The sequence below is a fragment of the Riemerella anatipestifer genome (assembly GCF_009670965.2).
GTDB classification, from domain to species: domain Bacteria; phylum Bacteroidota; class Bacteroidia; order Flavobacteriales; family Weeksellaceae; genus Riemerella; species Riemerella anatipestifer_B.
Map to the genome: position 1 here is coordinate 1,664,815 of NZ_CP073239.1, position 22,278 is coordinate 1,687,092.

Annotated in this window: 19 protein-coding genes and 1 riboswitch; of the genes, 12 read left to right on the forward strand and 7 right to left on the reverse strand. The window is 35.4% G+C overall.

Features of this window, described 5'->3' with window-relative positions; translation table 11 throughout:
• Nucleotides 1–75: 75 nt before the first annotated feature.
• The 6 genes from D1J36_RS07660 to D1J36_RS07685 all read right to left on the reverse strand — a co-directional run bounded on the left by D1J36_RS07660 (nucleotide 76) and on the right by D1J36_RS07685 (nucleotide 6,524).
• Nucleotides 76–1,377 carry a glycosyl transferase family 1 gene (locus tag D1J36_RS07660; RefSeq protein WP_154137988.1) on the reverse strand — a complete coding sequence of 434 codons (1,302 nt, stop codon included), beginning with the start codon at nucleotides 1,375–1,377 and terminating at the stop codon, nucleotides 76–78.
• Nucleotides 1,364–3,889, reverse strand: a complete 2,526-nt coding sequence (locus D1J36_RS07665) for a YfhO family protein (RefSeq protein WP_154137989.1) — start codon at nucleotides 3,887–3,889, stop codon at nucleotides 1,364–1,366. Before D1J36_RS07665 ends, D1J36_RS07660 begins: the two co-directional genes overlap by 14 nt.
• 25 nt (nucleotides 3,890–3,914) lie before the next feature.
• Nucleotides 3,915–4,118 carry a hypothetical protein gene (locus tag D1J36_RS07670; RefSeq protein WP_154137990.1) on the reverse strand — a complete coding sequence of 68 codons (204 nt, stop codon included), beginning with the start codon at nucleotides 4,116–4,118 and terminating at the stop codon, nucleotides 3,915–3,917.
• Between the two features lie 90 nt (nucleotides 4,119–4,208).
• A complete protein-coding gene (locus D1J36_RS07675; protein WP_154137991.1) occupies nucleotides 4,209–5,234 on the reverse strand; it encodes a DUF6263 family protein in 1,026 nt (341 codons plus the stop codon).
• Nucleotides 5,235–5,272: 38 nt separating this feature from the next.
• Nucleotides 5,273–6,049, reverse strand: coding sequence for a 23S rRNA (guanosine(2251)-2'-O)-methyltransferase RlmB (gene rlmB, locus D1J36_RS07680; RefSeq protein WP_154137992.1), 777 nt, complete (start codon nucleotides 6,047–6,049; stop codon nucleotides 5,273–5,275).
• Nucleotides 6,050–6,059: 10 nt separating this feature from the next.
• A complete protein-coding gene (locus D1J36_RS07685; protein WP_052910378.1) occupies nucleotides 6,060–6,524 on the reverse strand; it encodes a DinB family protein in 465 nt (154 codons plus the stop codon).
• A gap of 215 nt (nucleotides 6,525–6,739) precedes the next feature.
• On the opposite strand from D1J36_RS07685, the gene D1J36_RS07690 reads away from it, so the two are divergent.
• The 9 genes from D1J36_RS07690 (at nucleotide 6,740) to D1J36_RS07730 (ending at nucleotide 14,889) form a co-directional block, all read left to right on the forward strand.
• A complete protein-coding gene (locus D1J36_RS07690; protein ID WP_154137993.1) occupies nucleotides 6,740–7,744 on the forward strand; it encodes an AAA family ATPase in 1,005 nt (334 codons plus the stop codon).
• Nucleotides 7,745–7,775: 31 nt separating this feature from the next.
• Nucleotides 7,776–8,639, forward strand: a complete 864-nt coding sequence (locus D1J36_RS07695) for a DUF58 domain-containing protein (protein WP_154137994.1) — start codon at nucleotides 7,776–7,778, stop codon at nucleotides 8,637–8,639.
• Nucleotides 8,636–9,538, forward strand: coding sequence for a BatD family protein (locus tag D1J36_RS07700; RefSeq protein WP_154137995.1), 903 nt, complete (start codon nucleotides 8,636–8,638; stop codon nucleotides 9,536–9,538). The genes D1J36_RS07695 and D1J36_RS07700 overlap by 4 nt, the downstream gene beginning before the upstream one ends.
• Nucleotides 9,531–10,523, forward strand: coding sequence for a vWA domain-containing protein (locus tag D1J36_RS07705; protein ID WP_154137996.1), 993 nt, complete (start codon nucleotides 9,531–9,533; stop codon nucleotides 10,521–10,523). The genes D1J36_RS07700 and D1J36_RS07705 overlap by 8 nt, the downstream gene beginning before the upstream one ends.
• A gap of 24 nt (nucleotides 10,524–10,547) precedes the next feature.
• Nucleotides 10,548–11,555, forward strand: a complete 1,008-nt coding sequence (locus D1J36_RS07710; protein WP_154137997.1) for a VWA domain-containing protein — start codon at nucleotides 10,548–10,550, stop codon at nucleotides 11,553–11,555.
• A gap of 76 nt (nucleotides 11,556–11,631) precedes the next feature.
• Nucleotides 11,632–12,339 carry a tetratricopeptide repeat protein gene (locus D1J36_RS07715; RefSeq protein ID WP_154138027.1) on the forward strand — a complete coding sequence of 236 codons (708 nt, stop codon included), beginning with the start codon at nucleotides 11,632–11,634 and terminating at the stop codon, nucleotides 12,337–12,339.
• 5 nt (nucleotides 12,340–12,344) lie between these two features.
• Nucleotides 12,345–14,033 (forward strand): BatD family protein, encoded by a 1,689-nt coding sequence (locus D1J36_RS07720; protein WP_252339372.1) that lies wholly within the window; start codon nucleotides 12,345–12,347, stop codon nucleotides 14,031–14,033.
• Nucleotides 14,034–14,078: 45 nt separating this feature from the next.
• Nucleotides 14,079–14,681: a MarC family protein gene (locus tag D1J36_RS07725; RefSeq protein WP_154137998.1), complete on the forward strand. Its 603-nt coding sequence runs from the start codon at nucleotides 14,079–14,081 to the stop codon at nucleotides 14,679–14,681.
• A gap of 13 nt (nucleotides 14,682–14,694) precedes the next feature.
• On the forward strand, nucleotides 14,695–14,889 hold the full coding sequence (locus D1J36_RS07730) for a hypothetical protein (RefSeq protein ID WP_015345573.1): 195 nt from the start codon (nucleotides 14,695–14,697) through the stop codon (nucleotides 14,887–14,889).
• 43 nt (nucleotides 14,890–14,932) lie between these two features.
• Here the strand turns inward: D1J36_RS07730 and aroB are convergent, their stop codons facing one another.
• Nucleotides 14,933–15,976, reverse strand: coding sequence for a 3-dehydroquinate synthase (gene aroB / locus D1J36_RS07735; protein WP_154137999.1), 1,044 nt, complete (start codon nucleotides 15,974–15,976; stop codon nucleotides 14,933–14,935).
• Between the two features lie 1,073 nt (nucleotides 15,977–17,049).
• Between aroB and D1J36_RS07740 the strand changes: the two genes are divergently transcribed.
• From D1J36_RS07740 to metH, 3 genes are all read left to right on the forward strand, one after another.
• Complete coding sequence (locus D1J36_RS07740; protein ID WP_154138001.1) at nucleotides 17,050–18,222, forward strand: proline dehydrogenase family protein; 1,173 nt, start codon at nucleotides 17,050–17,052, stop codon at nucleotides 18,220–18,222.
• 180 nt (nucleotides 18,223–18,402) lie between these two features.
• A riboswitch (SAM riboswitch) is annotated at nucleotides 18,403–18,505 on the forward strand.
• Nucleotides 18,506–18,572: 67 nt separating this feature from the next.
• On the forward strand, nucleotides 18,573–19,586 hold the full coding sequence (locus tag D1J36_RS07745) for a homocysteine S-methyltransferase family protein (RefSeq protein ID WP_154138002.1): 1,014 nt from the start codon (nucleotides 18,573–18,575) through the stop codon (nucleotides 19,584–19,586).
• Nucleotides 19,583–22,273 carry a methionine synthase gene (gene metH / locus D1J36_RS07750; protein WP_154138003.1) on the forward strand — a complete coding sequence of 897 codons (2,691 nt, stop codon included), beginning with the start codon at nucleotides 19,583–19,585 and terminating at the stop codon, nucleotides 22,271–22,273. The genes D1J36_RS07745 and metH overlap by 4 nt, the downstream gene beginning before the upstream one ends.
• Nucleotides 22,274–22,278: the final 5 nt, after the last annotated feature.

Consider the following 22,278-nt stretch of genomic DNA (forward strand, 5'->3'; position numbering starts at 1 on the left):
ATTGTGTCTCATAAACTGGGGCAAATGTATAAGCTATTTTTTAGATATGCAAATTTTAGGAGTTTGTTTTTTCTTTCAGAGGATACCATTATCCAATAGTTTTGCTAAAGATTGGGCTAAATTTTTTCTAGAAAAAGCAGAGATATCTTGTGGAGCTTTAATAAAATCGGTTTGTTTCCAAAGCTGGTATTGCTGTAATAAATACTGCTTTAGAGAGGCTTGGTCTTGGTAAGAAAAATGTTTGCCTGTTTGGGTTTCTTCTAATATCTTCTCTACATCAGCTTGGGCAGGTCCAAAGGAAATAATGGTATTTCCAGAAGCCAGATACTCAAATATTTTACCAGGGATAATCCCTTTAGAGCTCTCTTGTGGGAAGTTGGTTATCAGAAGTAGCGTAGAATGGTGCATCTCTTCCACCGCCTTATGGTGTGGGAGGTATCCTAAGTCGTTAATGTGGTTTTTAAGAGGCGTGTGTTCCCAACTTTCGGAGATTTTGACATCAATTCTACCGACTAGTTTTAGCTCAAAATCGGCTTTAAAATCGGTAGATTCATTAAGTAGTTCATTTAGCGTTTCCCATAATATTTCAGGATTTCGCAGTTGTTCTAGTACCCCAATATAGCTTAATGTAAATTTAGTTTTAGGCTTTCTTTCGGTGGTATTAAGAGCTTCAGAATCGTAGCCATTGGTAATACATACTGCATTTGCTCCTTTTTTTCTAAAGTTTTCGGCGTCAGTATAGCTGGTAGCAAGGGTAATATCTGCATGATTAAATACCTTCTGCTCTAGTTCCCGATGTTTTCTATCGGCTATTTTGGAGAGTTTAAGGTGTTTGTAGTAGGATATTTCTGTCCAAGGGTCACGGAAATCGGCAATCCATTTTAATTTTGGAAACTCTTTCTTGAGTTTAAGTCCAATTAAGTGCAGGGAGTGTGGTGGTCCTGTAGTTACTAAAGCATCAAAATGATGTTCCTCCAAATACTTTTTTAGAAACTTTACCGAAGGATTTACCCAAAATACCCTAGCATCAGGAATAAAAAAATTTCCTCTTATCCAAATAGAAAGTTTGGATTTCCAACTTTGGTTAGTGCCAATATCAAACTGTCCTGTCTTAAATTTTTTGTTGTTTTTGTTGAGTTTTTCGGCAATTTGGTAAGGCTCCCAGATTTTTGTTTTTATAATATCAATATCTTTTGGTACTTCCTTTAGCAGGCTGTTGTCTAATAAAGGATAGCTTGGATTTTCTGGAACAAATAAGGTAGGTTGCCACCCAAATTCTGGGAGGTATTTGGCAAATTTGAGCCATCGTTGCACCCCTGGACCTCCTGCGGGAGGCCAGTAATAAGATATGATGAGTATTTTTTTAGGCTGTGGCATTCTGCTCTTTGTAGAGTTTTAAAATTCCCAAGATACTTAGTAAGATGAATACTCCAAAAGCACCATAAGACCAAAGTTTACCTTTGTGCAGAACTTCAGGGTCAAAAACCATTTTGATGGTATGATTTCCAGCAGGAACATAAACGGCTCTAAGAAGGTAGTTCGCCTTTATATAAGGGACTTCTTGATTGTCCACAAACATTTTCCAACCTTTCGGGTAGTAAATTTCGGAGATTACTGCAAGTTGAGGTGTTTTAGACTGGCTCTTAAGCTGTATTTCGTTTGGCTGGTATTGGGTAAGCTGGATATAGGCGGTACTGTCAGGCTGAATGTTTTTGCCATTAAAGTAGCTTTTGTCTTCGGTGCTTACCACGGCTGTTCTTTTGTTGTCTATTGTGCCGATAGCTTTGATTTCCTCGTTAGGCGTATTAGCCCATAAAATATCAGAAACAAACCAAGCGTTGCCATTAGCATCAGGGTTAGGGTAGGCTTGTGGATTGTCCGCACTACCTACCACGAAATACTTAGCATTAAGCATATTCAATACTTTTGGTAATGCTACGGTGTCTTGTTTGCTAAAATATTCGTTGATTAAATCATCATATCTTCTCAGCTTAGCAGCACTATAACCTCCAATAGAAGCTTTGAAATAAGAAGTGTTGGTTTCGCCAAAAGTTCCTAAAGTATTATTGAAAATTCGGTAATGACTCTTATCTTTTTCGGCTAGAGTTTCCAAAGTCTTATTGATGTTCACTTGAGAAAGAAGCCCTTGTATGTAAGGATTGTCTCCTGCCTTTCCTATGAGATAGTCGTTATTTTCTTTTTGGAAAGGGTTTTCTGCAAAGGTTTTATCTACAAAATTACTGCTGTTAAGATAACGCTGATTTACCGTCCATAAATCAAATAAACTTACCAAACCAATGATAACTAAAGCGATATTTTGAGATAATTTTTCCTTTAAACTAAGCCAAAGCACTATCGCAGTAATGCCTACATATAAAATTGCTTTTATGGCATCTGCTCGGAAAAATTGCCATCTTTCGTCTTGTAGATAGTTGAGTAGATAGGGTGGGAGATAGGTCTTTTCGGTATCATTGTAAAAGTCCAAAAGAGATTTGCCTCCTACGAGTAAAATCACTGTAAATCCGAGAACGGAAGCTGTGGTATAGATGAGGTACTTTTGTTTTAACTCTTTGGAAAGGTTTTGATTTTTAAAAAACTGATACAAACCTAAAATCCCAATGAGCGGAAATAAAAGTTCTACCACAACTAGGATAGAAGATGGTGCTCTAAATTTGTTATAGAGCGGAACATAATCTATAAAAAAGTCGGTAAGTGGCATAAAATGATGTCCCCAAGCCAACATAATCGTGAGGGCGGACGCTCCCAAAATCCAATATTTGTATTTTCTTCTAGCAAACACAAATCCTAACACCGCCAGAAAACAAACCACGGCACCTTGATAAGCTGGTCCAGAAGTCATAGGCTGGTCTCCCCAATAGGTAGGACTGCTAAGCCCTCTGATGATATTATTAACTTCCTCTTGTGAGGTTGCATTTTCTTGTACAAGTTCTTGGATACGCCCCATCATTCGTTCCGAGTCTTTTTCTTGGCTTCCGCCTCCCATAAGTCTAGGAATAAATAGATTGAGTGTTTCTAGCTTTCCGTAACTCCACATGGTAATACTTTCTTTATCCATACCAGACTTTTCAGTATTGCCTTTTTCGGTGTTTAGAATTTGCTTTCCTCTTACGGTTTCCTTAACATATTCGGCATTAGCCATAAGCCTTTGGGCATTCATACCTACCCCTAGAGCAATAGCAAGGGCTAGTACACCAGAAGAAATACCGAAGTGTTTCCAAGTGGTATTGCCTTTAATGGCTCTAACAAGCTCTGAAATAAACAAAAACCCTAATGCTATAAATAGGTAGTAAGTCATTTGGATATGATTCGCTGCTATCTGTAACCCCATAAACAAAGCGGTAACAATGAATCCTAAAATGTACTTTTTCCTGATGTACACTAATAGAATACCTGCGAGTAAAGGTGCAAAATAGGCTACAGTGTGCACCTTACCATTGTGCCCAGCAGCGATGATGATGTAAAAATAAGTAGATAGTCCAAAAAACGAAGCTCCAAGTAAAGCGTATTTCCAATTTCTCACGGCTACCATACCCAGTAGGAAAAATCCTGAAAACAACAAAAACAGATAATTGGCTGGTTTAGGAAGGAAGTTTAAGATATTATCCACCTGTTTTATAAGGTCGCCTCTAAACTGTGCACCTGTTTGGTAGGTTGGCATTCCTCCAAACATTGCATCACTCCAATAGGTTTCGGTGCTATATTTAGCTCTGTAATCTAATAACTCTTTTGCACCGCCTTTGTAGTGCACAATATCGGGTTGCATAAGCTGTTTACCAGAGATAATAGGATTGGCATAAAGTACAGCAATTAGCACAAAAATAACCAAACTGCCAATGATAAAAACGAGGTTTTTGTGTTTCAGATTCATATCACTTCTTGAGTTTTGTAGCGTATTATTCTTTTATTTCTTCGTAATCTACAGTTTCTGCTTCCCATTTTATGTTGCTCTTTTTGGAAGTGCTTTTTTGCTGAGACTGATTTTGAGCCTTCTGATGAGGAAAATAATTATAGAATTTGTTAAAGAATAGTCTTTTTAGAATATTCCATACAAAAAATATAATAATGGTAGTCAAAATTATCTTTAAAATAAATTGCATAATTTGTTGTAAATAATACGGTTTTAAAGAGTTTTAAAAAATCAAAATACACCTACACTAAAAAATAGAGTAGGTGTATTTATAATATGGTTAAGGATTAAGCGTAATGCTAGACTGTGTGGTCTGCGTCATCGTTTGGCTTTGTTTACCATCAGATAAACTTTCCTTTTGTGTAGTAGTCATATTTTGTTTAGATGAAAGAATCCAACCTGTGTTGGCATCTAAAATAATTTTACCATTCTGAGAACCTTCTACACTAATGCTGTGTGTGATACCTTCTTGCTTTTTAGAATCAGATTTTTTTGGAATGCCACCTTTTATGCTTACTTCTGCCTTTCCATCGGCTACTTTTTCTAGTTTATAAGTGGTGCTAATTTTTAGTTTTCCGTCAGGTGTTAAATTATCGGTTTCTGTCCAAGTTTCGCCTATTTTAACTCCTTTTTTAGGTAGAATGTTAAGGCTTTGAGTAAATTGTTCCTTAAACATTTTCTCATTAAATCCTTGCTTGAAACCGTCCATAAATTGTTTTCTTTCCTTGGCATCTTTGATAAGGCTAGTGATGTTCTGTTCCACCTTTTTATAAACTGCATCAAATCCCGAAATGGAAATAACATTCCCCTTTTCGTCCATTTTCATTTGGAGCTTGTTACCAGAAAGAGCTTTGTTTACCGTCCACATACCTTTTAGTTGTTCCTCTTTTGGTGCTGCTTGCTTGGTATCAATAACTACTGTTTTACCTTGAGAAGAAGATTTATTAACTTTTCCCACGAGGTTTACGGTAATATCGTAAGTACCATTAACAAAATCGTTTACGGTAAAAGTAATTTCATCGGTCATTTCTTGTGTACCACTAATGCTTTTTCCAGAAGGGTCTTTTACAGTAGTAACATCTTTTTGAAAGGAAGTTAAAGGATAGGTTTTACCTTTTTCTAGTTTAAAAGATAAAGAGTATACCCCAGCGGAATCAGTGATGGCAGGTTTTGCTTCAGGAATTTTAGCTCCTTCTTCTTGTGGAGTATCTACTGTAATGGTTTCAGCTTTACCTGTTTCTTTATCTTTTTTACAAGATGTTAATGCGAATGCAACGATGCTAAGTGCAATTATTTTTTTAATCATTTTAAATATTTCAAATTTTAGTTGTGTTATTTTAATTTTTAAAGTCCCATTCTCTGTCTTACTACTTCGTACAAGATAGCTCCACAAGCTACGGACACATTTAGGGATTGCGTTTTACCTTCTATAGGTAGTTTTATTTTTTCGTCAGAATGGTGAAGTACTTCTTTAGATATGCCTTTTTCCTCGTTCCCCATTACTAGGGCAAAAGGAATTTTAAAATCTATATCATAGATTAGTTTTTCTGCTTTTTCGGTTGCAGAAAATACAGAAACACCCGACTGTTGAAGGAAATCTACGGTGTGTGCTAGATTTTTTTCTTTACATATTTTAACATTGTATAGGGCTCCAGCAGAAGTTTTAATAGCATCTGAATTGATGGGAGCTGCACCTTTCTCTGGAATGATGATGGCATCTACGCCTACACATTCTGCAGTTCTACAAATAGCTCCGAAATTTCTAACATCTGTTAGTCTGTCCAAAATGACCAAAAAAGGTGTTTTACCTTGTTCAAATATTTCAGGGAGTACCGCTTCTATACTATAGAAAGGAATGTCTGAAATAAAAGCCACCACGCCTTGATGATTTTTTCTCGTAAAACGGTTGAGTTTTTCTATGGGTACATAGTTAGGACGGATTTTATGCTTTGCTAAAAGTGTTTTGAGTTCCGCATAAATGCTCCCTTGTAATCCATTTTGTAAGAATACTTTATCTATGGTTTTGCCAGCCTCTATGGCTTCTATTACAGGTCTTAAACCGAAGATAAAATCCTCTTTTTTATCGTTGTTTTTTTTGTGCGATGTATAATCTTGCCTCATTTTTTATTATTTAATCAATCATCAATGCTCTTTTCTGTGCTAATATATAGCCGTAGTGCATACCTTCGTGTAAGTTGTTGAATATAATGGCTTCTTTGATACTTTTAATATCTATCCCAAAACTAGTAGAATATGGTGAATAGTCCGAAAATAAACCATTATCATAGTCTTTCATTAAAATTTTGGAGGTTTCCGAGAGTAAAAATCCTAAATCTTCCACTTCAGAATCCTTTACATCTAAGTTTGGGAGTGTTCCTTTTTTGTATCGTTCTATCCAGTAAGAGTCTATACGAAAAGGGTTGCCACTAAGATAGTAATGCAACAACTGTTGAGTGGCTACACAATGAGCAATGTTCCAATAGATGTTATTATTAAATCCATCAGGAATTATGAGCAATTGCTCCAAAGGAGTGCTTTGCAGGACATCTAACAGATTTTTTCTGACAGCTTTATGGTTTGAAAAATGATAATTCATTTCAACTTTATTAAAAATGTATTTAATCCTCAAAAATAGTTTAATTAGTTGAAAATGCCAAAGTTTTATTATAAATTAACTATTTTCTAGAGAGAGCTTGATTAAGTATGATGAATAAAGGATTTAATTTAACAAACTTTAACACAAATTTAGCTTAATTTATTTTGAGAATATTCTCGAATTATTGCACTTTTACCAAATATTTTTGAATAAAAATGGCAGAATTACATCAAGCGGAAGAAATAAAGATTTTAAGTGAACAGATTCAAGTTCAGAACTATCATTTTAGGCTCTTAAAAGAAGAGATGGGGAAGGTGGTTATAGGGCAGTCTTATATGGTGGATAGATTGCTAGTAGGGCTTTTGGGTAATGGGCATATCCTTTTAGAAGGCGTACCAGGCTTAGCAAAAACTTTGGCTATAAAAACACTTTCGGAGGCCTTACAAGGGCAGTTTTCAAGAATACAGTTTACGCCAGACCTTCTACCTGCAGATGTGGTAGGTACAATGATTTATAATGTTAAAGAGAATGATTTTTCTATAAAGAAAGGTCCTGTGTTCGCTAATTTTGTGTTGGCTGATGAGATTAACCGTGCTCCGGCAAAGGTGCAGTCGGCACTATTGGAAGTGATGCAAGAAAAGCAGGTAACCATAGGTGATGAAACATTACAGTTGCCAAAACCATTTCTTGTAATGGCAACGCAAAACCCTATTGACCAAGAAGGAACTTACCTTTTACCAGAAGCACAAACCGACCGTTTTATGCTAAAGTGTAAAATAGAATATCCTGAATTTGAGGATGAAAGAACGGTAATGAGAATGGTGTCCACATCAGATATTCCTAAGGTAACTCCTGTGGTGTCTTTAGAGCAAATTACAGAGGCTAAGCAACTTATCAATAAAATCTATTTGGACGAAAAAATAGAGAAATATATTTTGGATATGGTCTTTGCAACTCGTTTTCCTGAGCGTTATGGCTTATCCGATTTAAAAGATTATATCAGCTTCGGTGCGTCTCCTAGAGCATCTATTAGTTTAGCGGTGGCATCTCGTGCGATAGCCTTTATTAAAGGAAGAGCTTTCGTGATTCCAGAAGATGTTAAAGAGATTGCAAAAGATGTTTTAAGACACCGAATTGGACTTAGCTTTGAAGCTGAAGCCGAAAACATCACTACAGATGAAATTGTAGATAGAGTTTTAGCTAGAGTTCAAGCTCCGTAAAACTTTATTTTATTTGATACAGAAAAAATAGATGCAGGTAAAAGACATCATAAAGAAAGTTAAACAGATAGAAATTCGCACCAAAAAAAGGACAGATACGGCGCTTATGGGGCAGTATCATAGTGCTTTTAAGGGGCAAGGAATGGCTTTTTCTGAGGTGAGGCAATATCAGTTTGGAGATGATATCAGAAGGATTGACTGGAATAAAACGGCTCGTTTCAAAGAACCTTTTGTTAAGGTGATGGAGGAGGAAAGGGAGCTTACTATTATGCTATTGGTGGATGTTTCTGCGTCTATGGATTATGGGACAAAGGTTCAACTGAAGAAAGAATTTGTAGCAGAGATTTGTGCTAGCTTAGGATTTTCGGCGGTGGGGAATAATGATAAGGTAGGCGTGGTACTTTTTGCAGATAAAGTATATAAAGTCATTCCGCCACAGAAAGGTAGGAAGCATATTTTAGCTATTTTGAGCCAGATTTTGTCAGTAGATTATGTACCCGCAAAATCTAATATAGATGTAGCTTTAGAATATGTGATGAATGTTTTTAAGAAGAAATCGTTTTTGTTTTTACTATCCGATTTTAATGATGAGATAGATGAGAAAACATTAAAAGTAGCTTCAAGAAAGCATCAACTATTAGGAATAAGGGTGGCAGATGAAAAGGATAACGAAATTCCAGATGTAGGATATGTGTTTTTTCAAGATATAGAAACGGGAGAAAATATCTGGGTGAACACTTCTAACCGGAGATTTAGATATCATTTTGCTGAAGAGCAAAAGCAGAATTTAAAAAAGATGAAGGAAACTTTTGATAAAAGTTCTGCCTATTTTATAGACCTTAAAACAGGAGCTGATTACACGCGAGCATTATATCAATACTTCCAAAGGAGATGAAATTAAGAATAATTTATACATATATAGCAGTATTTCTTTTACAGTGCTTTGGGGCTCAAACACTTTCCTCTAGTCTTACAAAAAATAAAGTAGGAATGGGAGAGCCTACGGTGCTTAAAATAACCATCAATGGTCTTCAAGGGAAAGATGTAGTATCTGCTCCTAAAAATGAGTTGTTACCTTTTCATTTTGAGGAAATTAAAGATGATATAGATAAAAAAGAAGACCAATACACGAGGCTGATAGAGTTTGCTATTTTTGAGGAAGGAACTTTTAAGATTCCACCTTTGGAATTCAAAATTGGAGGGCAGGTACAAACAACGATACCTTACGAAATACAAGTGGTAAATACGGCTCAACAAGGAGATGAGGTAAAGGATATTATGAATAACAAGCAGGTAGAGCTTGGAGTAAGAGATTATTGGGAGCTGTATAAATATTATGTGTTGGGTGTTTTGGGCTTTTTAGCATTGGTATTTCTGATAGGATTCTTTGTTAAATACGGAAGAAAAAAATCGGCAGAGGCTAAATTACCAACTAATAAAACTCTGAAAGCACTAGAGTTATTAAAGAAGAAAAAGTATATTCAGTCAGGTAATTACAGAAGTTTTTATGTGGAACTTATAGAGATTAGTAGGACTTTTTTACAAGAGCAGTACCATATTCCTGCGGAAGTTTTACTAACAGATGATTTATTGGCTTTAATGAAAGAAGACTCTAAAATATCCATAGAAAACGAAAAGATAATAGAGGAAGTCTTTTTGAGAGGAGATTTAGTGAAGTTTGCTAAAACCATTCCTGATGCCGATTTAATGGAAACCGACTATCAGAAAATAGTGGATTTTGTGAAGCGTTCATATCAAGATATAGAATTTGAAAACTTAAGGAAAGATGTTTAATTTTGAGTTTCATAGTCCTTGGTTTTTATTACTTTTTTTAGGTTTTATACCTCTTATTTTTAGGGATTTAAGTCATAAGAAAAGAAAAGGAATTGCTGTATCTTCTACTAAGAATATGCAAGTGATTTCTTATTTTGGAGCGGTATTGTGGTTGCTTAGAATTTCCAAATATATTATTCTTTCAGCTCTTATTTTGGCAATAGCAAGACCTAGGACTTTCAGTATTTCGGAAGATAGAGATGAGACTAAAGGTATGGATATTGTGCTTTCTATAGATGTGTCGTTGAGTATGTTGGCTAAAGATTTAGAACCTGATAGACTAACGGCTCTCAAAGAGATTGCAAGGACTTTCATTAAGCAAAGAACTACGGATAGGATAGGCTTGGTAGAATATTCTGGAGAGGCGTTGATGAGAGTGCCTTTGACTTCGGATCATAGGGTAGCAGAGGAAGAATTGATGAGTTTTAACCCGATGGATTTGGAAGGTGGAACTAATATCGGCGATGGTTTGGCGGTAGCTGTGAGTCATTTAAGAAAATCTAAAGCAAAGTCAAAAATCATTATTTTGATGACAGATGGTGTAAATACCATAGACAACGCTATGTCTCCACTAACAGCGGCAGAACTGGCACGAAATAATGATATTAAAGTTTATACCATAGGTATTGGGAGCAATGGTTTGGCATTGATGCCTACACAGCAAGATATTTTTGGTAATTTGGTGTTTACGGAGGAACAGGTGAAAATAGATGAATATCTTCTGAGAGATGTAGCTCAAATTACAGGAGGTAAGTATTTTAGAGCGACTTCTAATGAGAGTTTAAAGCAGATTTACGAAGAAATAGACACTTTAGAAAAATCTAATATTAAAACTTCTAAGATTTACAATTACCAAGAGTATTTTAGATGGTTTTTATGGATAGCATTGGTAACTTTAGTTTTAGATGCTTTGTTGAGATGGAGGGTGTTTAGAGTATTAAATTAACAAGAGAAACTTTATGTTATAGTGATGGATTGGTATTTGGGTAATTATTGGTATGCATTATTGATGCTTTTGTTACCATTATTGGGGTATCTTTTGTTTCGTTATTTAAAATGGAAAGAAAGGGTTAGAGGCTATTTTGCAGATGAACGCTTTCAGAGTACACTATTTGAAAAAACAAAATGGTATCCTAAGTTTTTCTTGGTGATGTATTTTGTGGCGTTTTTGTTTTTAATTTTTGCGATGATGGATTTAATGGGAGGGAAAGAAGAAATTAAAGTACAACAAAAAATGAATAATGTGATGTTTCTCGTAGATGTTTCTAACTCTATGAATGCTCAAGATGTTGCTCCAGATAGACTTTCGTTAGCGAAAAATATTGTAATATCATCTATGCAAAAAATGACTAACGATAGGGTAGGTTTGGCTGTTTTTGCAGGAGAGGCTTTTTCGGTAATGCCATTAACTACGGATTATTTGGCGGCGGAATCTTTCGTTTCTGGGTTAGAGACTTCGGCAGTGTCTACACAAGGAACAGATTTTTATAAAGCCATGCAGGTAGCGGTTTCTAAATTTAAGACCGTTTCCAAAGGGTCTGGCAGGATAGTACTGATAAGTGATGGTGAAGATAACGAAGGTAATGAAGCTGCAGCTATAAAAGAAGCTCAATCTAATGGAATACAAGTTATTACCGTAGGTGTAGGTACAGAGGAAGGTGCTCCAATTCCTGAATATATTTTTGGACAATTGATGGGATATAAGTCTAGTCTAATGGGGGAAACGGTAATTTCTAAAAGACAAACTCAGGCTTTAATAAATATTTCTGAAAAGACAGGAGGTGTTTATATTGATGGTAATCATATAGATAAGGCAGTTAATGGGATTTTAGAAAATCTTAAAAAACAGTCTTCTACAACAGAAAGTTTTGTGAAATCTCAAACGGGGGTACATTACTATCAATACTTTTTGGCGGTGTCTTTGCTTTTATTTTTTATCATTTATTTAACAAATCCTAAGCGAGATTTTAACATTTAAAATCGTTATTTTTGCATAGTAAATGACTAGGAATCTATTTATTAGTTTTTGTTTAACTTTCTTTTGTATCTGTATCTTGCAAGGGCAGGGTAGTTACAATGCTTTGTCCTATAAGGGAAATAGAGAATATGATTCTAAAAACTATGATAAAGCTTCGTCTTACTTTTTAGAGGCTATTAAAAAGAAGCAAGACTTCGGTGGTCATTATAATTTAGGTAATACTTTGTATAAGAGAGAAATGTATTCTGAAGCAAAGGCAGAGTACCAGAAAGCTTTATCTCTAGCGAAAACCAAGGAAGATAAAATGGCTGCTCTGTACAACTTAGGCAATGCAGAAATGAAGGCTCAAAATTATGATAAGGCAGCTGAGTTCTACAAGAAAGCTTTGCAACAAGACCCTTACAATGAGTCTATAAGAAAGAATTATAATATTTCTAAGTTAAAACAAAAGGAGAAGAATCAATCAAAATCGAATAATAAATCTCAAAATCAAAATTCGGAGCAGGATAAACCACAAGATAATCAGCAAAAAAAATCTGAACAAGAGTCGCCTCAAAATTCAGATAAAAATAAAGATGGTGGAGCTAATGAGAAAGATAAAGGTCAGGGTGCAGGACAGACTCCTAAACCTAATAATAACAGCTCTGAAAATAAAAGAGGAATGTCTAAGGAAGAAGAAAATAGAATTATGCAACGCTTGGAAAGTAAAGAGCGAGATGCTGCAAGAAGAATTCTTAATAAAAATTCATATATAGACCCCAAAAGTAATGAAAAGGATTGGTAGCCATAATGCGTAAGGAGTTTTGGAGTATATTACTATTCTTATTGTCCGTAAAATTGTACGGGCAAGTCTCTTTTTATGCAGAAACTAATACCAAAGAAATCAAAGCAAATGAGCCTGTATTATTTACAATAATGCTAGAGCTTAATGGTAACGAATACAGACAAGAATCTCTCATAAGGTTGCCCGACCTTTCAAAATTTGAAGTTCTAAGCGATGGTTCCTCTAGAAATACCTTCTTAGACCCTGATAAAAATATTACGGTAGACCAGATTGTTTATCAAATACTTATAGCACCCAAAAAAACAGGTAAACTAAAGATTGGGAGTGCTTTGGTAACTGTAAATGGGAAAATATATAAAACAGAGCCGTTTGAAGTATCTGTAACAGGAAGAGAGGCGTTGAGTAATAATAAAATTTCCGATGATATTCAACTAAAATTACAGGTTAAAAATCACTCTGTTTATCAACATCAAGGAGCGGTGGTAGAGCTTAAAGCGTATGCTAAGAATATAGACTATTTTCAAAGAATCCATGATATTAAACTTCCAAAAGACGGAACGAATAGATTTTATCTTATATCAGGGAGATCAGACGATATAGAACCGTTAGAGGGGAATATACTTTTGTCTCAAGTGTTGGGAGTTTATGTAATGTTTCCTGAAAAATCTGGTCAGTTAGAGCTTCCTAAGATTTCCGCTAAGGTAGCAGGAACGGGGAAAGATGAGGTTATATATGCTAACTCAAAAAACTCTATAAGAGTTAAACCATTACCAAAAGAGGCTCCTGTTGGGTTCAAAAATGCAGTTGGGCAGTTTGAAATAGAATCTGATAATGTTGTAAAAGAGGTGAAAAAGGGAGTGCCGTTTTATTTTACGGTGCGTTTAAAAGGGGTAGGGAATTTGGATAGGTTGCAATTTCCTTCGCTTGTGACTAGTAAAGACTACAAGGTTTATCCTCCAAAAATCACAAAAAATATAGCCGTTACCCAGCACGGAATGAAGGGGAGTTTAGTGGCTAGATATTTGGTAGTGCCTAATGTACTTGGTGATATAAAATTAGAATTGGAGCCTTTGGCTTATTTTGACCCTAAAAAAGAATCTTATCACACATTAGAACTTAATGAAGTGAATATATTGGTGGCTTCCGATAGTCTAGATAAAGCAAAAACAAACACTTTGGATAAAGTGATAGATAATACTAACTATGTCTTAGAAACCGTACAACTTCCTAAAATTAAAAATGAAACTTTTAAAAGTTCTGAAAATACTAGATGGTATCTTCTAGGAGGGTTACTACTGTTAAGTAGCTTTTTAGGTGGTTTTTTATTGAGTAAGAGATTGAAGAAAAAAGGTAATGCAGCTGATGTAAAATCTGATTTGAAAGTGCAACATTACAGTATAATTGATTTTGAAGATGATTATAGAGTTCTGAGAGAATCTCTAGAGTATAAAAACTACCCAATGTTTTTTGATACTTTTGATAAAATGAAGATAAAAGTTCAGCACTATTTTAATTCAAATAGTATCAATATTCAATCTGTAATAGAAGAGAAGAAGGGCTATTTTATAGCTGAAGAATACAGGCAATTAGTTTCTAATATAGAAATAGAAAAGTACGCTCCTGTTAAAGATGCTGAACAATTAAACGAATTATATTATAAAATCATCAATTTGCATAATAAGATGGTGGTGTAATCATTTTTTATTCCTATTTTTGCCCCCAAAAACATAATAATAAAGATGGGATTTTTAGAAGAATTTTCGCTTAAAGAGTCAATGACGAGTTTCATGGTATTGTTTGCCGTAATAGATATTATCGGTTCTATTCCAGTGATTGTGTCGTTAAGGAAAAGATTCGGACATATAGAGTCAGAAAAGGCTTCTATAGTATCGGGTATTCTAATGATTTCTTTTCTTTTTATTGGAGATAAAATTTTGCAGTTTATTGGGGTAGATGTTAACTCATTCGCAATAGCAGGGGCTTTAGTTATCTTTGTAATTGCTTTAGAAATGATTTTAGGAATTGAAATCCATAAGGCAGGAGAGGTTAATGCTGCTTCTATAGTTCCTATTGCGTTTCCTTTGGTTGCAGGAGCAGGTACGCTAACTACTACTCTTTCGTTAAGAGCAGAATATCATATTGTAAATATTATTATAGGTATATTACTCAATATTTTAGTGATTTACCTTGTGCTTAAATCTGCTAACTGGCTAGAGAAAAAACTTGGAGATGCTACACTTATGATTTTCCAAAAGGTATTTGGGATTATATTACTAGCCATTTCTATAAAACTATTTACAGCTAATTTTGCACAACTAATAGCAAACTATATCAATATCTAAAAAAGTTACGAGTATGAAACTAGTATATAAAATATTTTTAGTGTTATTCGTTGTATTTATAGGTCTTAACCTTTATGCAATAGATTGGGAATTAGGATTTATGGATAATGAGAATACTAAATTTGTGTTTTCTATTTCTGCAGCGTTGTTGGGAGTGCTTTTAGTTTTTGTACTCAATACATGGAGTAAACTGTCTCCTAAAAAATAAAATTGAAAGAGGTCTTTTCAAACTGAAAAGACCTCTTTTTTATTTACTTCTCTAAGTTTCTGTAGTAATCAAGTGCAGAAATTACTTGTTTTTCATCCACTTTATAATCAAATAAGCAACTACCTATCCCATTGATGAGTGCGAAATTAACAATACCATTTTGGTTTTTCTTGTCATTTTTCATTAGGGTTATAATGTTTTCGTTAGAAAGCTCTTTTATAGAAATATAAGGGTAAAAACGAAGCAACTGTTTCTCTATATTATGATAAGTTTCGTTATCTATAAGACCTTCTGTAAGAGCAAGGTAGCTTTCTGTAATCATACCTAGAGCTACGGCTTCACCGTGAGGAATAGGCTTTTCTAGTGCCATAAAAAGGCTTTCTACGGCGTGTCCAATAGTATGTCCAAAATTGAGTGTCTTCCTTACATTTTGTTCTTTAAAGTCTCTATTTACGACCTCTTGTTTTATTTTCATAGAAGTTTCTATAAAAGGAGCAATGCTTTCTGGTGTGAGTTCGGTAATGGAGCTTAGAGTACTCCAATGTTGCCTATCAGCTATTAGACCATGCTTTAGCATTTCTGCAAAGCCACTTCTTAATTCAATGAAGGGTAATGTTTTTAAAAAATCCGTATAAACAAATATCTGTTCAGGAAGAGCAAAAGTCCCTACGATATTTTTAAGGTATTGGTGGTCTATTCCTGTTTTTCCGCCTATGGAAGCATCACACATAGAGAGGAGCGTGGTTGGGAGGTTAATAAAACTAAAACCTCGTTTGTAGGTAGAAGCGATAAAGCCACCTAAATCGCTAATAACACCGCCACCAAGGTTGATAAGTAATGATTTTCTATCTACTTTGAAGTCTGAAAGTATCTCCCAAATTTGTATGGCTGTACTGATGTTTTTATTTTCCTCACCAGCTTCTATTTCTACAATTTCAAAATGAATATCGGTTTGTAAATTTCCTAGAAGAGTGGGGAGACAATATTCGTGAGTGTTTTCATCTACCAAGATGATGATTTGGCTTGGCTTGGTCTTTTCTAAAAACTGATTAAGACTGCTAAAATCGGAATCTAAACGACTAATCATAAGTGCTAAATTTCAGCAAAGATAACTATATTTTTGGAGTAGATATTTTAAGATAGAGCTTTTAAAAAGATGATACTATCAAGTTGAAAATTCTAAAAATACCGTAGTCCATAAAATTCATACTCCAAAGGATAACTAAAAATACTAATAGAACAGTGGTTTGCTGTTTCTTATCAAATTTCCTCCAATACGAAGTAAAGGTGTAATATAACAGAAGGGTATTGATTAGAAAGTTAATAGCTCTAAATATAGAGCTTTGTTGAATACTCTTATCACAATGAAGGCTAAACGCGTCAATTATATTAAAAGTTGATAAGCTTAATACTACAATAATAATTGATATTATTGGGATATTATCAAAGAATAATTTATGCACAACTAACAGTAAAACAGAACAGAGAAACGGTACAACCCAAACTTGTACGGCAGCTAAGCTATAGATACGGATATAAAAATCAAGAATTCCTATTCCCCAAATAATAAAAGAAGAGAGAATTAAATTTTTAATAAAATGATAAATAAAAATGGGTTTGATTTGCATTTAATACGCTGGTAGTTTTTTGAAAAGTAGAATGGGCTTGAGCCTTAAAATTAATTTAGTCTTAACAATATTTTTTGATGCTACTAATTAGGCGGTCTCATTCGTCTTGTTCTATTTTTTTCATATTCTGGTATTTGTGGATCTCTGCCACGTTCCCAACCTGTTATAAAAATGTATGTAATACCGATTAGAAAAAATAAGATAATAAAGATTATAATTGATAATTTTTCTGTTTTTGTTAATATTGAACTCCTCAGTACCCAAAAAATCAAAAACAATATAAGTATTAAAGAAAGAATTAAAATGCCCATATAGTTGAGTTTTTTTTAATTATAGCTAATAATATCTCATAATCACAGCAAAGTCATTTTCATCACAGCTAAATTAGAAAAATAAATTAAACTCTGTTGGTTTATTTGGAGCATTTGCTATTGTCAACGATTATTTGAAAAGGAACTAAATTTTAATAAAGAAATTAGTTTTAAATCGGATAAATTAGATAAATTTGCCGTCATATAAAAAACAACTAATAATGAGCCTTTTTAACGATACCAAAGTCGCTTTTGCAGATAAAACAACAGAACAACTAGAGAAAGCAAAGTGGATGTTTACTATGATTAAGTTTCCACAATTGACTAATGTGGGGATAAACCTACTTAACTTTAGTATTAAAAATAATTTCCCTTTTGTGGAGGGGATTGTTGAAAAAACATTATTCCAGCAGTTTTGTGGTGGCGTTACTAGAGAGCAAAGCCAGAAAGTAGTTAATGAGATGTATCAGCGTCATATAGGCAGTATCTTTGATTATGCTATAGAAGGTAAAGAAGAAGAACAAGCCTTTGACCATACTTGCGAAGAAATAAAACAAAATATTCTGTACGCCGCAGGGAATCCAGCCATTCCTTTTGTGGTTTTTAAACCAACAGGATTTGGAAGGTTAGATTTATATGCAGAAGTTCAGGCGAAAAAAGAGCTAACAAGTTCAGAAAAAGAAGAGTGGAGCAGGGTAGTGAAACGCTACGAAGAAGTTTGTCAGTTGGCATACGACAAAGGCGTTATAGTAATGGTAGATGCCGAAGAGTCTTGGATACAAACAGCTGTAGATGATTTGGTAAACGAAATGAAATCTCGTTATAATAAAGAGAGAGCCATCGTGTGGAATACCATTCAGATGTATAGAACAGGAAGATTGGAGTATCTAGCCGAAGACTTAGAGAGAGCTAAGTCTAAAGGTTACTACTTAGGCTACAAGTTTGTGAGAGGGGCTTATATGGAGAAAGAAAGAGAGAGAGCAGAAAAAATGGGCTATCCATCACCTATCCAGCCAACAAAACAGGCATCTGATGACAATTATAATGCAGGGATAGATTTTGTAATGGCTAATTTAGATAAGGTTTCGGCGTTCTTTGGGACTCATAATGAGAAATCTACGGAGCTGGTGATGGATAGAATGAAAGAAAAAGGTCTGCCGAATGATTTCCAACAAATCCATTTTGGACAACTTTATGGAATGAGTGATAACATCACTTACTACCTAGGAAACAAAAAATACAATGCGTGTAAATATCTGCCTTATGGTCCAGTGAAAGATGTAGTGCCATACCTTACAAGAAGAGCCCAAGAGAATACTTCTGTGGCGGGGCAAACAGGTAGAGAGCTATCTCTAATAGAAAGAGAACTTAAAAGAAGAAAAACAGAAAGATAAAATCTATCTAAGATATACAAAAAAAAAGCCAAAGTAAAGCCTTTTACTTTGGCTTTTTTATTTTAGGGCAGGATTATTAGGCCAAAGTTGCACTTGTGTCAAAAAAAGTTTTGTTTCTTTTGGATATTCAAAACCTAAGGTCTATATTTGTGTTGTATTTGTACCTTAACATCATCGGAAATGTTATCAAGAAAGGCGGAGGGACTAGACCCTGTGAAGCCTTAGCAACCCTTTCATCAAGAAAGAAGGTGCTACATTCTACCTATTTGGGGATAGATAACTAAAAGATTTCTACTTTACCTTTTGAGCTTTCTTTTTAACATTTCAATGATTTTTTAAACTTTATTGAAATGGAAATTAGCATATTTAATCAGCTCGATGCCTTGCTCCAAAAGAGGATACTTATTTTGGACGGTGCGATGGGCACTATGATACAACGGTATAACTTTACCGAAGAAGATTATCGTGGCGAACGCTTTAAAGACTGGGAACACCCTGTTAAAGGGAATAATGACTTGCTATCCCTCACACAGCCACAAGCCATAGAAGAGATACACCGCCTATATTTGGACGCAGGGGCAGATATTATAGAAACCAACACCTTTTCTAGCACTACCATTGCAATGGCAGACTACGCTATGGAGTCTTTGGTGGAAGAGCTCAACTATGAATCGGCTAGAATCGCTAAGAAACTTTGTGAAGTTTACACCGAAAACAATCCTGATAAACCTCGTTTTGTGGCAGGAGCAATGGGACCTACTAACAGAACGGCATCGTTGTCTCCAGATGTTAATGATCCAGGGTATAGGGCAATTACCTTTGAAGATTTAAGAAAAGCCTATAAGCAACAGGCAAAAGCATTATTAGAAGGTGGTGCTGATATTTTACTCGTTGAAACCATCTTTGATACGCTTAACGCCAAAGCCGCTTTGTTTGCCATTGATGAACTAGCAGAGGAGAGAAATACCAAAATCCCCATTATGGTATCAGGTACAATTACCGATGCATCTGGGAGAACTCTTAGCGGACAAACAGCGGAGGCTTTTCTTATTTCGGTTTCTCATTTAGACTTGCTGAGTGTAGGGCTTAATTGTGCTTTGGGAGCTAAGCAGCTCACGCCTTATTTACAGGCTTTGTCAGAACATTCCAACTTTTACATTTCGGTGTATCCTAACGCGGGGTTGCCTAATGCTTTTGGAGCATACGATGAAACGGCAGAACAAACGGCAGAGCAAGTTAAAGAGTATTTAGACAAACAGTTAGTTAATATCATTGGGGGCTGTTGTGGTACAACGCCAGAGCATATCCGTGCCATTGCCGAATTGGTAAAACATTATGAACCTAGAAAACTTAATCTCGTATGAAAGGAAATCATCATCAGTTAGAACTTCCTGCGAGACCACTTAAATTATCAGGATTAGAGCCGCTTATCATCACTCCCGAATCTAACTTTGTGAATGTTGGGGAGAGAACCAATGTTGCAGGGTCTAAACGATTTTTAAGGTTGGTAAAAGAAGGCAACTATTCCGAAGCATTAGATATTGCAAGGCATCAGGTAGAAGGTGGAGCTCAGATTTTAGATGTCAATATGGACGATGGACTTATTGACGGTAAAGAAGCCATGGTAAAGTTCTTAAACCTCATTGCTTCCGAACCTGATATTGCTCGTATTCCGATTATGATAGACTCATCTAAGTGGGAGATTTTAGAGGCTGGGTTACAGGTAGTGCAGGGTAAAGCGGTGGTCAATTCCATTAGCCTTAAAGGTGGCGAAGAAGAATTCATCAATCAAGCTAAAAAAATAAAAAGATACGGTGCGGCAGTTATTGTTATGGCTTTTGATGAGGTGGGACAAGCCGATACTTACGATAGAAGGATAGAAATCGCGGAGCGGTCTTATCGCCTTTTGGTGGATAAAGTCAACTTTGCTCCAGAGGATATTATTTTTGACCTTAATATATTTCCTGTGGCTACGGGAATGGAAGAACATAGACGAAACGCCATAGATTTTATTGAAGCGACGAGATGGGTAAGACAAAATTTACCGTATGCTTCGGTAAGTGGGGGCGTGAGTAATGTGTCGTTTTCTTTTAGAGGTAATGATACCGTGAGGGAAGCTATGCACTCGGTGTTTTTGTACCACGCCATACAAGCAGGAATGAATATGGGGATTGTAAATCCTACTATGTTAGAGGTGTATGACGAAATTCCTAAAGAACTTCTAACCCTAGTAGAAGATGTTATATTAGACCGAAAAGATGATGCTACAGAACGCCTATTAGAATATTCAGAAACGCATAAATCTACCAAAAAGGAAAAGGTAGAAGACTTATCGTGGAGAGAACAATCTTTACAAGAACGAATTACCTACTCATTAGTAAAAGGGATTGACCGCTTCGTGGAGGAAGATATGGACGCCGCTCTTAAAGTGAGTGAAAAGCCTTTAGATATTATAGAAAATAATCTTATGACAGGTATGGGCGTAGTGGGCGATTTGTTTGGAAGTGGGAAAATGTTTCTGCCTCAAGTGGTAAAATCGGCTAGAGTGATGAAAAAAGCCGTGGCTTACCTTCAGCCTTTCATAGAGCGTGAAAAAGATGCTACACGACCGTCCAATGGTAAAATTTTAATGGCAACCGTAAAGGGAGATGTGCATGATATTGGTAAAAATATTGTGAGTGTAGTATTGGGTTGCAACAATTACGATATTGTAGATTTGGGCGTAATGGTACCTGCTGAAAAGATAATCCAAACAGCGATAGACGAAAAGGTAGATGTTATAGGGCTTAGTGGACTAATTACTCCGAGTTTGGACGAGATGGTACACATTGCTTCTGAATTAGAGAGGCAAAATCTAGAATTTCCTTTAATGATAGGAGGTGCTACAACTTCAAAAGCTCATACAGCGGTTAAAATTGCTCCTCAGTATCGCAATACGGTAGTTCATGTTAATGATGCTTCTAGGGCGGTAAATGTGGTGAGTTCTCTACTTAATAAAGAGAAATCTAATGCTTATGCTCTTAATTTGAGAGAGGAATATGATGAGTTTAGAGAGAAATTTCTTGGGAGAAAAATAGATAAAGAATATGTCTCAATAGAAGAGGCAAGACAAGAACGCTTTAAAATTGATTGGGAGAAAGAAACTATTTCCAAGCCTAATAGTTTAGGAATAAAGGCGATTGAAAATCAAGATTTGGAAGCGTTGTTACCTTATATAGATTGGTCGCCGTTTTTTAGAAGTTGGGATTTACACGGTAAATATCCACAGATTTTAGAAGATGAGGTCGTTGGTATTCAGTCTCAAGAATTGTATCATGATGCTCAAAAAATGCTCAAAAAAATCTTGAAAGAAAAAACACTTACAGCGAAAGCCGTTTTTGGGATTTTCCCTGCTCAATCTAATGATAAAGACGATATTATCATCAATAAAAATGAGGAAAAAATAGCCTTTAGAACATTAAGGCAACAGCTTAAAAAATCCAAAGGAAAGCCTTACTATGCCTTATCGGATTTTATTGCTCCAGAAACTTCGGGTAAGCAAGATTATTTGGGATTGTTTTGTGTAACGGCTGGTTTTGGTACGGAAGAATTAGCTAAATCCTACGAAGCTCAAAATGATGACTATAACGCCATTATGGTAAAGGCTCTTGCGGATAGGTTTGCAGAAGCTTTTGCAGAATATCTGCACCGTGAGGTAAGATTAAAATATTGGGGATATGCCCAAGATGAAAGTTTAGATAACGAAGCGCTTATTGCCGAAAAATATAGAGGGATTCGTCCAGCTCCAGGGTATCCTGCATGTCCAGACCATTTGGAAAAAGAAACCATTTGGGAAGTACTCAAAGTAGAGGAAGAAATAGGGGTTTACCTCACCGAAAGTTTAGCGATGTTTCCTACGGCATCGGTGTCGGGTTATTATTTTGGAAGTCCTCATGCTAAATATTTTGGTGTAGGCAGAATTACAGAAGACCAATTAGAAGATTACGCTAATAGAAAAAACATCAGTATAGAAAAAGCAAGAAAATGGCTTACTCCTAACTTATCAGAGTAGTTTAG

What these genes read in the sequence shown, in the direction of transcription:
- D1J36_RS07745 (WP_154138002.1), top strand. Translation starts at nt 18,573, where the DNA reads ATGGAAATTAGCATATTTAATCAGCTCGATGCCTTGCTCCAAAAGAGG.
- D1J36_RS07670 (WP_154137990.1), bottom strand. Translation starts at nt 4,118, where the DNA reads ATGCAATTTATTTTAAAGATAATTTTGACTACCATTATTATATTTTTT.
- D1J36_RS07710 (WP_154137997.1), top strand. Translation starts at nt 10,548, where the DNA reads ATGGATTGGTATTTGGGTAATTATTGGTATGCATTATTGATGCTTTTG.
- rlmB (WP_154137992.1), bottom strand. Translation starts at nt 6,049, where the DNA reads ATGAGGCAAGATTATACATCGCACAAAAAAAACAACGATAAAAAAGAG.
- D1J36_RS07665 (WP_154137989.1), bottom strand. Translation starts at nt 3,889, where the DNA reads ATGAATCTGAAACACAAAAACCTCGTTTTTATCATTGGCAGTTTGGTT.
- metH (WP_154138003.1), top strand. Translation starts at nt 19,583, where the DNA reads ATGAAAGGAAATCATCATCAGTTAGAACTTCCTGCGAGACCACTTAAA.
- D1J36_RS07695 (WP_154137994.1), top strand. Translation starts at nt 7,776, where the DNA reads ATGCAGGTAAAAGACATCATAAAGAAAGTTAAACAGATAGAAATTCGC.
- D1J36_RS07660 (WP_154137988.1), bottom strand. Translation starts at nt 1,377, where the DNA reads ATGCCACAGCCTAAAAAAATACTCATCATATCTTATTACTGGCCTCCC.
- D1J36_RS07725 (WP_154137998.1), top strand. Translation starts at nt 14,079, where the DNA reads ATGGGATTTTTAGAAGAATTTTCGCTTAAAGAGTCAATGACGAGTTTC.
- D1J36_RS07675 (WP_154137991.1), bottom strand. Translation starts at nt 5,234, where the DNA reads ATGATTAAAAAAATAATTGCACTTAGCATCGTTGCATTCGCATTAACA.
- D1J36_RS07685 (WP_052910378.1), bottom strand. Translation starts at nt 6,524, where the DNA reads ATGAATTATCATTTTTCAAACCATAAAGCTGTCAGAAAAAATCTGTTA.
- D1J36_RS07720 (WP_252339372.1), top strand. Translation starts at nt 12,345, where the DNA reads ATGCGTAAGGAGTTTTGGAGTATATTACTATTCTTATTGTCCGTAAAA.
- D1J36_RS07705 (WP_154137996.1), top strand. Translation starts at nt 9,531, where the DNA reads ATGTTTAATTTTGAGTTTCATAGTCCTTGGTTTTTATTACTTTTTTTA.
- D1J36_RS07690 (WP_154137993.1), top strand. Translation starts at nt 6,740, where the DNA reads ATGGCAGAATTACATCAAGCGGAAGAAATAAAGATTTTAAGTGAACAG.
- D1J36_RS07700 (WP_154137995.1), top strand. Translation starts at nt 8,636, where the DNA reads ATGAAATTAAGAATAATTTATACATATATAGCAGTATTTCTTTTACAG.
- D1J36_RS07740 (WP_154138001.1), top strand. Translation starts at nt 17,050, where the DNA reads ATGAGCCTTTTTAACGATACCAAAGTCGCTTTTGCAGATAAAACAACA.
- aroB (WP_154137999.1), bottom strand. Translation starts at nt 15,976, where the DNA reads ATGATTAGTCGTTTAGATTCCGATTTTAGCAGTCTTAATCAGTTTTTA.
- D1J36_RS07730 (WP_015345573.1), top strand. Translation starts at nt 14,695, where the DNA reads ATGAAACTAGTATATAAAATATTTTTAGTGTTATTCGTTGTATTTATA.